The following is a 12,310-nucleotide window of genomic DNA, read 5'->3' as shown; positions in this document are numbered from 1 at the left end:
GACCGCCATGTCACCGGGGACCCCTCCGGGGCCCCGGCTCAGCTGAACGGTGGCCGCTCGTCCACCCGTACACTGAGCCGGCCCGCCGTCCGCCAGGCGCGGGCCACGAGGTCGCGGTCGGCGTCGGTGACCAGGTTGCCCATCACCCGCAGCGCGACGGTCATGAGCGCCCGTGACCGCATCCCCACCGGCCCGGCGGCGGGCAGGAACCGCGGCACGGTGAGCAGGCCGGCCAGCCGGCGGGCGATGGAGAACGCCTCCCCGTAGTGCCGCCGCAGGGACGCCGGCCAGGCCGCCGTCCAGTCGTCCTCGTCGAGCAGCCCGGCGACGCTACGGCCGGTCTCGAGGCCGTAGTCGATGCCCTCGCCGTTGAGCGGGTTCACGCAGCCGGCGGCGTCACCGATCAGCGCCCAGTTCCGCCCGGCGACGTTCGACACCGCCCCGCCCATCGGCAGCAGCGCCGAGGCCGGTGCCTCCACGGGCCCGTCGAGCCGCCAGTCGTCCCGGCGGGCGTCGGCGTAGGTCTCCAGCAGCGCCTTGAGCTGCACCCCGGCCGGCCGGCGGGCGGTGGCGAGGGTGCCGACGCCGATGTTGACCTGCCCCGAGGCCGCCCCGAGCGGGAACACCCAGCCGTAGCCGGAGAGCAACTCCCCCTCGGCCCCCCGCAGCTCCAGGTGGGAGGAGATCCACTCGTCGTCCGCCCGCGCGGACCGCACGTAGCCGCGCGCGGCGACGCCGTAGGCGGTCCCCCGGTGCCACTCGCGGCCGAGCACCCGGCCCAGCGGCGAACGAGCGCCGTCGGCGACGACGAGCCGGCGGCAGCCCACGGTCACCGTGTCGTCGCCGACCTCGAAGACCACCCCGGTCACCCGGTCGCCGTCCCGCTCGACGTCGACGGCACGCGCCCCCTCCAGCGGGGTCGCGCCGTCGTCCAGCGCCACCCGGCGGATCCGCGCGTCGAGCTCGGTGCGGGGCACCGCGCTGCCGTGGGCCGGGAACTCCCCGCCGGGCCAGGGCAGCTGCCACTCCCGGCCGAACCCCGCGGCGCGCAGGCCGCGGTTGCGGGCGTGGCCGCGGGCCCAGTCGCCGAGGCCGAGGCGGTCGAGCTCGGCCATGGCGCGCGGGGTGAGGCCGTCCCCGCAGGTCTTGTCGCGGGGGAAGACCGCGGCGTCGGCGAGCACCACGTCGTGCCCGGCCCGCGCCGCCCAGGCCGCGGCGGCGGCGCCCGCGGGGCCCGCTCCGACGACCAGGACGTCGGTCGCGGTCGGGGCGGCGGCGTCGGCGGTCACCCGGCCAGTGTCCCTGGTCGGGGCCACCGGCCGGTGCAGCGCTCAGCCGAACAGCGGGAAGCGGTCGGCCGCCGTCCCGAGCGCCGCCCGGTCCGCCGCGTCCAGCGGCTCGCGTCCGGTGCCGCGCCGGGCCGCGGTGGCGTCGTCCCACGCGGCCGGCAGTGGGCCGCCCAGCAACCCCTCCAGCACGCGGCGGACCTCCGCGAGCGGCGCCGCGGCCGGCCCCGGCCGGTCCAGGTGCAGGACCAGGTCGAGGTGGTGGACGGCGGCCTCGACGACGAGCGTGGACAGCAGCTCCCCGGCAGTCAGCACCTGGCCCTGCGTGCACACGCGGTCGGTCGGGGCCACCCTGCCCGCGGCCACGACCACGGCGGCCGCGGTCTCGGCGTACAGCTCCGCGAGGTCGGCCGACGGCGCCATGAGGCTGGCCACGGCGCGGGTGCGGCGCAGCTCGACCTCGTCGCCCGGCCCCGGCGGGCGCCACCCCCGCCAGTAGCTGACCGCGTCCGTGTCGGCAGGCCCGCCGGTGGGGCTGTTGAGGGCCACGAGCGCCCGGCGGGCGTCCGCGAGCAGGTGCCACGCGAGGTCGCCGACCACCCAGCCCGTGCAGCCGGTCGGCGTCCACGCCCGGCCGGCCGCGGTCAGGTGGCGCACCTCCTCCGCGAGGTCGGTGTAGGCGGTGCGCAGCAGGTCGACCGGGTCGGGCACCGGGCCAGCCTGGCAGAGCTCACTCGGTGCGGGGACCGCGCGCGCGGACCTCCTCCACCGCGGCCATCGCGTCGCGGAGCTCGGCCAGCCACGCCTCGGCGTGCTCGCCCACGAGGCGGACCGCCCAGACCAGCGCCTCGGAGCGCGACCGGGCGACCCCCGCGTCGACGAGCGTGTCGAGCACGAGGCGCTCCGGCTGCCGCAGCCGGGTCATCACCGGCACCGACAGGTTGGTGAACAGCTCGCGGGCGTCGCCGCAGGCCGCGCCCCAGGCCACCGAGCGGCCGTAGCGGGCCTGCGCGGCATCGGCGATCGCCATCCGCTGCTCGCGGGTCTCCTCGCGGAAGCGGGCGATCCGGCCGGCGCGGGCGGCCGCCGCGTCGCCCTCGCCCGGGGCCGGCTCGGGCAGCGTGCCGACGACGGTGATCTCGTCGCGGTCGACGGTCAGCTCCACCGGCCCGGTGAACCAGCCGTCGGGCAGCCGGCCGGTGAACCACCCGGCCACCTCGGTGCGCTCCACGGGGGGCGGCGCCTCGGGCCCGCGGCCACGGCCGCCGGGACCCCGCCCGCGGAAGCCACGCATGAAGGGGTTGGGTGAGTCGGAGAAGCGGGAGTGGTGTCCGTGCACGACGACCTCCAGGCGCGTCTGTGATTACACGCTTGCAGCGTAAGCCGCGGTGTCGTACTCAGGAAAGTGCGAGGGCTGCGCTCAGAGCGGACACGTCGGTCACCGGTGCGGTGCACACGAAGCCCCGGCAGACGTAGGCCGCCGGGCTCCCCTCCACCAGCGGCCGGCCGGCCAGGAGCGGGACACCCGGCGCGTCCGGCTCGCCGGCGACGACGACCGCGCCGGGGCTGGTCGCCGCGCGCGCCGCCGCCTCCAGCGCATCCCGGGCCGGACCCGCCGGGCCGCTGACCGCGACCTCCACCGGACCGGCCAGCAGCGCCTCGCCCACGGCAGCGGCCCACCCGGCCGCGCGCGGCGCCCGGGTGACCAGGGGTGCGAGGGAACCGACGGCCGCCTCACCCAGCTCCCGGTGCCGCGGCGACCCGGTCAGCGCGGCGTAGGTGACGAGGGCGCCGGCCGCCGCCGCCATCCCCGCCGGGGTGGGGCCGTCGGCGGGGTCGAACGGCCGGTGCACGAGCGCCTCGGCGTCGGCGGCGGTGTCGTGCCAGCCCTCGACGTCGATGAACTGCTCGGCGACGACGTCGAGCAGGTCTCCGGCGAGCTCCAGCCAGCGCCCCTCCCCCGTCGCCTGGTGCAGCGCGAGCAGCCCCTCGGCGAGGTCCGCGTAGTCCTCGAGCACACCGGCGGGGGCGCCGGCGACGCCGTTCCGCGAGGCCCGCCGCAGCCGCCCGTCGACCCAGTGCACATCGGCGAGGAGTCCGGCCGCGCGGCGGGCGGCGGCGACGGAGCTCCCGTCGCCGGTCAGGACGCCGTGGTCGGCCAGCGCGGCGATCGCCAGCCCGTTCCACGCGGTCACCACCTTGTCGTCGCGGGCCGGCTGCGGACGGCGGGCACGCGCCGCAGCCAGCCGATCACGCACCGAGGTCAGCCGGGCGGTGTCCTCGGGGTCCCGGAGCAGCTGCAGGGTCGACGTCCCGTGCTCGAACGTGCCGTGCGCGGTCACCTCGAACACCCCGGCGGCCCACCGGCCGTCGTCCTCGCCGAGGACGTCGACGAGCTGGGCGGGGGTCCAGACGTAGGTGAGCCCCTCGACGCCCTCGGTGTCGGCGTCCAGCGCGGAGGCGAAGCCGCCGTCGGCGGTGCCCAGGTCACGGACCAGGAAGGCGGCCGTCGCGTCGGCGACCTCGCGGGCCCAGGACTCCCCCGTCGCCCGCCACAGGTGCACGTACGCCCGCAGCAGCAGCGCGTTGTCGTAGAGCATCTTCTCGAAGTGGGGCACGATCCACCGCTCGTCGACGGAGTACCGGGCGAAGCCGCCCGCGAGCTGGTCGTGGATGCCGCCGCGGGCCATGGCCTCGAGCGTGCCGCGGGCCATGCGCAGCGCCTCGGCGTCCCCGGTGCGGGCGGAGTGACGGAGCAGGAACTCCAGCACCATGGACGGCGGGAACTTCGGCGCCCCGCCGAAGCCGCCCCACCGCTCGTCGTAGCTGTCGGCCAGGGCGGTCACGGCGGCGTCGAGGTCCGCGGCCGACAGCGGGGCGGGCGGGCCGAGTTCCAGGCGCGCGGAGATCGCCTCGACGATCCGGGCGCTCGCCGACTCCAGCTCCTCCCGCCGGGTGCGCCAGGCGTCGGTGACCGCGGCGAGCACCTGCCGGAAGGCGGGCATGCCGCCCGCCGGCCGCGACGGGAAGTAGGTGCCGCAGTAGAACGGCCGCCCGTCGGGCGTCGTGAACACCGTCATCGGCCAGCCGCCGGAGCCGGTCAGCGCCTGGGTGGCGGTCATGTAGACGCCGACGACGTCCGGCCGCTCCTCGCGGTCGACCTTCACGCAGACGAAGTCGGCGTTCATCTGCGCCGCGGTCGCGTCGTCCTCGAACGACTCGTGCGCCATGACGTGGCACCAGTGACAGGCGGCGTAGCCGACCGAGACCAGCACCGGGACGTCGCGCTCGCGGGCCTCGGCGAACGCCTCGTCCCCCCACTCGCGCCAGTCGACCGGGTTCTCCGCGTGCTGCAGCAGGTACGGGCTCGTCGCACGGGCGAGACGGTTCGGCATGCCCCTCCCCTTCCCTCCCCGGTGCGCGCGCGAACGGGCCCCGGGATCCGGGTCGGCCCTCATGTGGACCGGGTCACGCAACTGACTCTCCGCCTCGTGCACGACGGACAGGTCCTCGTTGAACGCCGGATCGACCCGCCACGGCAGGTCGAGGTCCGGTCGGCCGGACGCTGGTGGCCCGGCGTGCAGCACGCGTGGCGCATGTACGACGACGGCACCGGCTGGCGCGCGGCGGTCCGGTTCACCGCCACCGGCCCGGGCGGTCGGCAGGACGCGTGGGACGCGGACCTGCCGCGCGAGCGCGTCCGCGAGCGGATCCCCCGGCGTCCGGCCTGGAAGGCCCTCGTCCGGCGCCGCCCGTAGCGGCCGGACACGCTCCACCGCCGTCGTCACCGAGAGCACACCTTGCCCGACGAGGCGAGCAGGCGCGCCGGATCATGGTGGAACTGTGACCATGCGACCGGGATGGGTTCGTCGAGAGCAGACGCCGGGGACTCTGGTGCCCGTTCGGCGCGTCGGCGGATTCTCACGACGGGGCACACACCACCTGGAGGTCGCCATGACCCGCTCCCGGATCCTCGTCACCCTCGTCTCCGCGCTGGCCGCCCTGGGCCTCGTCGCACCCGCCTCGGCCAGCGCCGCGCCCTACTGCGGCATCACCTGGGGCTCAGGGGCGAAGACGCTGAACCCGTACCAACCGGGCAGCGACCTCGTCCAGGACGTCCGCGCCGGTCAGCACACCTGCTACGACCGGGTGGTGGTCGACGTCGCCGAGGTCGACCACTTCGACTCCTACGACATCCGCTACGTGCCCGTGGTGCGGCGGGACGGCAGCGGCGAGGCGGTCGACCTCCGCGGCGGCGCCGCGCTGCAGGTGACCTTCGGCGCCGTCGGCTACGACGACGACGCGGGGCGGGCGACCTACTCGCCGGCCGACCCGCTCGAGGCGGCCGACGTGGCGGGGTTCCGCACGCTGCGCCAGGTGGCCTGGCTGGGCTCGTTCGAGGGCCAGTCGGAGGTCGGCGTCGGCACGCGGGCGCGGCTGCCGTTCCGCGCGTTCATCCTCGAGGGCGGCTCCAGCCGCGTCGACCGGCTCGTGATCGACGTCGCGCACCGCTGGTAGGTCCGCGCGACGGCCGGCCGGTCAGCCCCGCGGGGCCTCCGGCCGGCCGTCGTCGTCCCGGCGCGGCGGCTCGATGGCCAGGGGCGCCCGGCGCAGGGTGTCCAGCAGCTCCTGACCCGGCTCGGTGCGCTCCTCGAGCAGCTCGGCCGGGGTGTCGGGGACGGCGACCCGCCGGCCGTCGTCCGCGGGGTCGAAGCTGCGGGGCAGCCGCTTGAGGTGCCGGCTCATCGACTTCACCAGCAGCGCGGTGGCGATGAGCAGCAGCACGATCAACAGCAACCCGAGCGGGCCGGACTTGCCGACGTCGGAGGGCAGCTGGTCGTCGTTGGCGGCGAGCACGACGGTGACGAGCGCGGCGTTCATCGAACGGTCACCTCACTGCGGACGCCGGCGAACAGGTCGTCCTCGGGCACGGGTGAGTCGACGACCGACCGGGCCAGCTCGTAGTCCTCGGTCGGCCACACCTTCTGCTGGACCTCCAGCGGGCAGGCGAACCAGCGGCCGTTGGGGTCGATCTGGGTGGCGTGCGCGATGAGTGCGGCGTCCCGCACGGCGAACTGTTCCGCGCAGTGCACCCGGGTGGTGACCCGGTGGGACATGTCGCGGTCCGGGTCCCAGTTCTCCAGCCACTCGGCGTAGGGCGACTCGTGGCCGGAGGCGATGATGGCCTCGTGCAGCGCCCGCGTGCGGGGCAGCGTGAAGCTCATGTGGTAGTAGAGCTTCAGCGGCTGCCACGGCTCTCCCAGCTCGGGGTACCGGTCCGGGTCCCCGGCTGCGTCGAACGCGTGCACGGAGATCTCGTGGGTCTTGATGTGGTCCGGGTGCGGGTAGCCGCCCCGCTCGTCGTAGGTCGTGATGACGTGCGGCTTGAACCGGCGGATGAGCTCCACCAGCGGCGCCGCGGCCTCCTCCGTGGGCACCAGCGCGAAGCAGCCCTCCGGCAGCGGCGGCAGCGGGTCGCCCTCGGGCAGCCCGGAGTCGACGAAGCCGAGGAACTCCTGCTCGACGCCGAGGATCTCCCGCGCCCGGTCCATCTCCTCGACCCGGATCTGCGGCAACCGCTCCCAGACCTCCGGCCGGTCGAGCGCCGGGTTGAGCACGGAGCCGCGCTCGCCCCCGGTGCAGGTGGCCACCATCACGCGGACGCCCTCCGCGACGTACTTCGCCATCGTCGCGGCGCCCTTGCTCGACTCGTCGTCGGGATGGGCGTGCACGGCGAGCAGGCGCAACGGGTCTGCTTCGGTCACCGGGACATCATCCCCCGTCCGGAGGGGGCCCCGCCGCTCCCGGACCCACCGATCGGGTGGACGTGGTGCTCGTCACCTGCCGAGACGGTACCGTTCCGCTTCCCGTCGGTGTGCGGAGGAACACCCCGCCGTCCGACGGTGTTACGTTGACCGTTCCGAACGCGGCCGTTCCCCTGACGGGGGGCGGCCACCGACATTTTCAGGAGCAGCGCCGTGTCCACCCCGACTGACGAGCAGCACCAGGGCGTCTGGTTGACCCAGGAGGCCCACGACCGGCTGAAGGCCGAGCTCGACCAGCTGGTGGCGGGCCGTCCGGCGATGGCCGCCGAGATCAACGCCCGCCGCGAGGAGGGCGACCTCCGGGAGAACGGCGGGTACCACGCCGCCAAGGACGAGCAGGGCAAGCAGGAGGCCCGCATCCGCCAGCTGACCGACCTGCTGCGCACCGCGAAGGTCGGAGCCGCGCCGACGACGGCCACCCATGCCGCGACCGGCACCGTCATCACCATCCGCTTCCAGGGCGACGACGAGACCGAGAAGTTCCTCCTCGGCTCCCGGGAGATCGCCGGCACCACGGGGCTGCAGGTCTACTCGCCCGAGTCCGCCCTCGGGTCGGCCATCCTCGGCGCCGCGCCGGGGACGACGGTGACCTACCAGGCGCCCAACGGCCGGGACATCACCGTCGAGGTCGTCGCGGTCGAGCCCTTCGTCCCCTGACCGGGGCTCCGCCGTGACCCGCCCCGCCCGCTCCCGGCGGGCGGAGAACACCGGGTTCGCCTGCGTGCACTGCGGCTGCCCGGTGCCGGCCAACACCGACGGGCACTACCGCAACCACTGCCCCGTGTGCCTGTGGTCGCTGCACGTCGACGACCTCCCCGGCGACCGCGCGAGCGAGTGCCGGGCGCCCATGGAGCCGATCGGCCTGGTGGAGAAGTCGGGCAAGGGCTGGCAGGTGGTCCACCGCTGCACCGCGTGCGGCCACCGCCAGCCCAACCGGCTGGTCCGCGAGGGCGACGGCCCCGACGACCTCGACGTCGTCCTCGGGCTGCCCTGGTTGTGAGCCCCTGACGCGGGCGGAGTGTCACGGCGCGGGAACGCCTGTGACACTCCGCCCGCGTCGTCGCTCAGGTCGTCTTCAGCAGCCCGCGGCGGCGCAGCAGCGGCGTCGGGTCGGCGTCCCGGCCCCGGACGGCGCGGAAGGCCTCCATCGGGTCGACCGACCCGCCGACCGACAGCAGCCGCTCCCGGAAGACGTCGCCGTTCTCCCGGCGCAGGCCCCCGTTCTCGCGGAACCACTCCACGGTGTCGGCGTCGAGCACCTCCGACCAGATGTAGGAGTAGTAGCCGGCCGCGTAGCCCCCGGCGAACACGTGCTGGAAGTACGTGGTCCGGTACCGCGGGGGCACCAGGTCGTAGGCGACGCCGGCGGCCTCCAGCGCCGCCCGCTCGAACTCCCCGGGGTCGCCGACCTCGGTCTCCGGGGTGATCCGGTGCCAGGCCTGGTCGAGCAGGGTCGCGGCGAGGTACTCCAGGGTCGCGAAGCCCTCACCCCACAGCCGGGCCGCCTCGATCGCCTCGACGACGTCGGCCGGCAGGGGCTCGCCGGTCTCGACGTGCCGGGCGTAGCCGCCGAGTACCTCGGGCCACAGCGCCCACATCTCGTTGACCTGGCTGGGGAACTCCACGAAGTCCCGGGGGACGGCGGTGCCGGCGAAGCGCGGGTAGGTGACCGAGGAGCTCAGCCCGTGCAGCGTGTGCCCGAACTCGTGGAACAGCGTGTCGACCTCGTCGAGGGTGAGCAGGGTCGGGCGGCCGTCGGCAGCGCGGGTGACGTTGAGGTTGTTCACGACCACCGGCCGCGTGCCGAGCAGCCGCGACTGGGTGACGAAGGAGCTCATCCACGCCCCGCCGCGCTTGCCCTCGCGGGCGTAGAAGTCGCCGAGGTAGAGACCGATGGTCTGCCCGTCGGCGTCGGTGACCTCCCAGACCCGGACGTCGGGGTGGTAGCCGACGAGGTCCGCGCGCGGGGTGAACCGGTAGCCGTAGAGCAGTTCGGCGGCGCGGAAGACGCCGTCGACCAGGACACGGTCCAGCTCGAACCACGGCCGCAACGCCGAGGTGTCGACGGCGTAGCGCTCGGCCCTGACCCGCTCGCTGTAGAAGGCCCAGTCCCACGGCGCGAGGTCGGTCACCCCGTCGCGGGCGGCGACCTCGGTGAGCGCGGCCGCCTCCGCCTGCGCGTTGGCCAGTGAGGGACCCACCATCGAGGCGAGCATCGCGTCGACGGCCTCGGTGGTCCGCGCGGTCGAGTCGGCGAGCACCAGGTCGGCGTGGGTGGCGAAGCCGAGCAGGCGGGCCCGCTCGGCGCGCAGCAATGCGATCCGCGCCGCGACGGGGCCGTTGTCGTGCTCGCCGGCCGAGGCGCGGGCCACCGACGCCTCGAAGACCCGCTGCCGCAGCGACCGGTTGCGCAGCTTGGCGAGCACCGGCTGACCGGTGGGCAGCAGCAGCGGGAGCAGGAAGCCGTCGACGCCGCGGTCGGCGGCGGCCCGGGCCGCCGCCGCGACCTCCTCGTCGCCGAGTCCGTCGAGCTCGTCGGCGTCGGACACCACGACCGCGGCGGCCTCGGTGGCCAGCTGCAGGTTCTGCCCGAACGTCGTCGACAGGGCCGAGAGCTCCTGGTTGAGCTCCGACAGCTTCGCCCGCCCGGCGTCGTCGAGCCGGGCGCCGGCGAGCACGAAGTCCAGGTGGTAGCGCTCGACGAGCCGCACCGCCTCGGCGTCGAGCCCGGCCTCGTGCCGGCCGGCGTGGACGGCGTCGATGCGGGCGAACAGCGCCGGGTCCAGCCGCAGCGCGTCGGCGTGCGCCGACTCCAGCGGCGCGAGCTCGCGCTCGATCTCCCGCAGCCGGTCGGAGGACACCGACGAGGCCAGGTTGTGGAACACCGCCCCGGCCCGGCGGTACAGCCGGCCGGAGCGCTCCAGCGCCACCACGGTGTCCTCGAAGGTCGGCGCCCCGGCGGACGCGACGATCGCGGCGACCTCGGCCCGCTGCTCGGCCATGCCCGCCAGCAGCGCCTCGCGGCAGTGCTCCAGGGTGATCGCCGCGAACGGCGGCAGCTGCAACGGCAGCTCGGACGGCTCGAGCAGCGGGTTGTCGGCGGACGGGACGGCGGTGGCGGTGGTCTCGGTGGCGCTCATCGCCGCCCACTGTGTCACTGCGCTCCCACCGGACCGCACCGCGGGCAGGTGCCGTCCCCCGGCTGCGCGGAGCCCCTGCCCGCGACAGCCCGCGAGTCGGGACGGCGGCTCGCCCCGGGAAGCCCGACGCGAGCCGCTCCCCGTCAGCGGCTGGCGGTGCGCATGTAGGCCCGGACCGACAGCGGCACGAACACCGCCAGGATCACGACCGTCCAGATCAGCGTGTACAGCACCGGGTTCTGCAGGGACCAGGCGTCGGGCACCGGCGTCCCCGGCACGGTGTTGCCGAAGAGGTCGCGGGCGGCCTGCACCACCGCCGACACCGGGTTCCACTCCGCGAAGGTGCGCAGCACCGGCGGGAAGGTCTCCAGCGGCACGAAGGTGTTGGCGATGAAGGTCAACGGGAAGATCACGATGAAGCTCGCGTTGTTGACCACCTCAGGCGTGCGGACCAGCAGCCCGACCAGCGCCATGAGCCAGGAGATGCCGAAGGCGAAGACCAGCAGGACGAGGAAGCCGCCGAACGCCTCCAGCACCGAGGTGTGGATGCGCCACCCGACCACCAGACCGGTCAGCGCCATCACCGCGATGGAGATGACGTTGAGCCCGAGGTCGGCGACCGTGCGCCCCACCAGGACCGACGAGCGCGACATGGGCAGCGACCGGAACCGGTCGATCAGCCCCTTCTGCAGGTCCTCCGCGAGACTGGCCCCCGTGATGGTGCTGCCGAAGACCACGGTCTGGGCGAAGATGCCCGGCAGCAGGAACTCCGCATAGCTGACCCCGCCGGGCACCTGGATCGCGCCGCCGAACACGTAGCGGAACAGCAGCACGAACATGATCGGCGACAGCGTCGCGAACACGAGCAGGTCGGGCACGCGCTTGACCTTGATCAGGTTGCGCCGGGTGATGGTGGCACTGTCGGCCAGCGTCTGCGCGAGCGTGCTGCTCATCGGGCACCTCCCCCGGCGCGCACCGGCGTCCGGTCTCCGGCACCGGCGTCGCCGTCCGGGCCGCTGGTCGTCTCCTCGGCCGCGTGGCCGGTGAGGGTGAGGAACACGTCGTCGAGGTCGGGACGACGCAGCCCGATGTCGAGCACCTGCACCGCTGTGCCCGCCAACAGCCGCAGCGCCTCGGCGAGGTCGTCGGTGCCGCCGCTGACCGGCAGCGAGAGCCGGCGGGTCGACTCGTCCAGCCGCGGCTCGTCGACCGCGAGCGGGCGCAGCAGGCCGGCCGCCTCCTTGAGGTCCCCGGCGTCGCCGACGGTCAGCTCCAGCCGCTGGCCGCCGACCTGCGCCTTCAGCTCGTCGGCGGTGCCGCGGGCGATCACCCGGCCGTGGTCGATGACCACCATCCGGTCGGCCAGCCGGTCGGCCTCCTCCAGGTACTGCGTGGTCAGCAGGATGGTCGTCCCGCCACCGGCGAGGTCGGCGATGAACTCCCACATCGACAGCCGGCTGCGCGGGTCCAGGCCCGTGGTCGGCTCGTCGAGGAACAGCACCCGCGGGCGGGCGATCAGCGAGGCGGCGATGTCCAGCCGGCGGCGCATGCCGCCGGAGTAGGTCTTGGCCGGGCGGTCGGCCGCAGCGGTCAGGTCGAACCGCTCCAGCAGCTCCCCCGCGCGCGACCGGGCCTCACGCCGGCCGAGCCGGTACAGCCGGCCCACCATCTCCAGGTTCTCGAACCCGGTGAGGTACTCGTCGACGGCGGCGTACTGGCCGGTCAGCCCGATGCAGGCGCGCACCGCGTCGGCCTCGTGCACGACGTCGAGGCCGACCACCTCCGCCCGCCCGGCGTCCGCGCGCAACAGCGTGGTGAGGATGCGCACCACCGTCGTCTTGCCCGCGCCGTTCGGACCGAGGAGCCCGAGGACGGAGCCCTCGGCCACGGTCAGGTCCACCCCGTCGAGCGCCGTCGTCGCGCCGAAGCGCTTCACCAGCCCCTCGACGACAATCGCGTCGGTCATGCTCGGAACGCTAGGCCGGGGCACCGACGGTTCCCGACTGGTTTTCCGGCCCGGGGGTCCCGGTCCACTGACGGCTGGTCCACGTCGCTCCCT

At 75.0% G+C, this 12,310-nt stretch carries 13 protein-coding genes; 4 read left to right on the top strand and 9 right to left on the bottom strand.

The window, feature by feature from the left end:
* Positions 1 to 38 precede the first annotated feature (38 nt).
* The 4 genes from ACI784_RS04535 to ACI784_RS04520 all read right to left on the bottom strand — a co-directional run bounded on the left by ACI784_RS04535 (position 39) and on the right by ACI784_RS04520 (position 4,681).
* Positions 39 to 1,289, bottom strand: a complete 1,251-nt coding sequence (locus tag ACI784_RS04535) for a geranylgeranyl reductase family protein (protein ID WP_456921690.1) — start codon at positions 1,287 to 1,289, stop codon at positions 39 to 41.
* A gap of 42 nt (positions 1,290 to 1,331) precedes the next feature.
* On the bottom strand, positions 1,332 to 1,997 hold the full coding sequence (locus ACI784_RS04530) for a maleylpyruvate isomerase N-terminal domain-containing protein (protein ID WP_457012619.1): 666 nt from the start codon (positions 1,995 to 1,997) through the stop codon (positions 1,332 to 1,334).
* 19 nt (positions 1,998 to 2,016) lie between these two features.
* Positions 2,017 to 2,517, bottom strand: a complete 501-nt coding sequence (locus ACI784_RS04525; RefSeq protein ID WP_456921688.1) for a hypothetical protein — start codon at positions 2,515 to 2,517, stop codon at positions 2,017 to 2,019.
* Between the two features lie 166 nt (positions 2,518 to 2,683).
* Complete coding sequence (locus ACI784_RS04520; protein ID WP_457012618.1) at positions 2,684 to 4,681, bottom strand: thioredoxin domain-containing protein; 1,998 nt, start codon at positions 4,679 to 4,681, stop codon at positions 2,684 to 2,686.
* A 96-nt stretch (positions 4,682 to 4,777) separates the two neighbouring features.
* Here ACI784_RS04520 and ACI784_RS04515 point away from each other — a divergent pair, with 96 nt between their 5' ends.
* Both ACI784_RS04515 and ACI784_RS04510 read left to right on the top strand, forming a co-directional pair.
* On the top strand, positions 4,778 to 5,044 hold the full coding sequence (locus tag ACI784_RS04515) for a hypothetical protein (RefSeq protein WP_457012617.1): 267 nt from the start codon (positions 4,778 to 4,780) through the stop codon (positions 5,042 to 5,044).
* Between the two features lie 196 nt (positions 5,045 to 5,240).
* Positions 5,241 to 5,804: an AMIN-like domain-containing (lipo)protein gene (locus ACI784_RS04510; protein WP_457012616.1), complete on the top strand. Its 564-nt coding sequence runs from the start codon at positions 5,241 to 5,243 to the stop codon at positions 5,802 to 5,804.
* A 21-nt stretch (positions 5,805 to 5,825) separates the two neighbouring features.
* On the opposite strand, the gene ACI784_RS04505 is transcribed toward ACI784_RS04510, so the two are convergent.
* Both ACI784_RS04505 and mca read right to left on the bottom strand, forming a co-directional pair.
* Entirely contained in the window at positions 5,826 to 6,167 is a 342-nt protein-coding gene (locus tag ACI784_RS04505) for a hypothetical protein (RefSeq protein WP_457012615.1), read from the bottom strand.
* Positions 6,164 to 7,051: a mycothiol conjugate amidase Mca gene (mca, locus tag ACI784_RS04500; protein ID WP_456921683.1), complete on the bottom strand. Its 888-nt coding sequence runs from the start codon at positions 7,049 to 7,051 to the stop codon at positions 6,164 to 6,166. The genes ACI784_RS04505 and mca overlap by 4 nt, the downstream gene beginning before the upstream one ends.
* A 213-nt stretch (positions 7,052 to 7,264) precedes the next feature.
* On the opposite strand from mca, the gene greA reads away from it, so the two are divergent.
* On the top strand, positions 7,265 to 7,768 hold the full coding sequence (gene greA / locus ACI784_RS04495) for a transcription elongation factor GreA (RefSeq protein ID WP_456921682.1): 504 nt from the start codon (positions 7,265 to 7,267) through the stop codon (positions 7,766 to 7,768).
* 13 nt (positions 7,769 to 7,781) lie between these two features.
* Positions 7,782 to 8,111: an RNHCP domain-containing protein gene (locus tag ACI784_RS04490; protein ID WP_456921681.1), complete on the top strand. Its 330-nt coding sequence runs from the start codon at positions 7,782 to 7,784 to the stop codon at positions 8,109 to 8,111.
* 64 nt (positions 8,112 to 8,175) lie between these two features.
* Here ACI784_RS04490 and ACI784_RS04485 read toward each other — a convergent pair whose 3' ends face one another.
* From ACI784_RS04485 to ACI784_RS04475, 3 genes are all read right to left on the bottom strand, one after another.
* Positions 8,176 to 10,251, bottom strand: a complete 2,076-nt coding sequence (locus ACI784_RS04485) for a M3 family metallopeptidase (RefSeq protein ID WP_457012614.1) — start codon at positions 10,249 to 10,251, stop codon at positions 8,176 to 8,178.
* A gap of 143 nt (positions 10,252 to 10,394) precedes the next feature.
* Complete coding sequence (locus ACI784_RS04480) at positions 10,395 to 11,204, bottom strand: ABC transporter permease (protein WP_457012613.1); 810 nt, start codon at positions 11,202 to 11,204, stop codon at positions 10,395 to 10,397.
* Positions 11,201 to 12,217 carry an ATP-binding cassette domain-containing protein gene (locus tag ACI784_RS04475; protein WP_456921678.1) on the bottom strand — a complete coding sequence of 339 codons (1,017 nt, stop codon included), beginning with the start codon at positions 12,215 to 12,217 and terminating at the stop codon, positions 11,201 to 11,203. Before ACI784_RS04475 ends, ACI784_RS04480 begins: the two co-directional genes overlap by 4 nt.
* Between the last annotated feature and the right edge of the window lie 93 nt (positions 12,218 to 12,310).

The sequence above is a fragment of the Geodermatophilus sp. SYSU D01186 genome, assembly GCF_054050215.1.
Note: the sequence above shows the minus strand (reverse complement) of the source record. Positions and strands in the feature narration are given on the sequence as shown.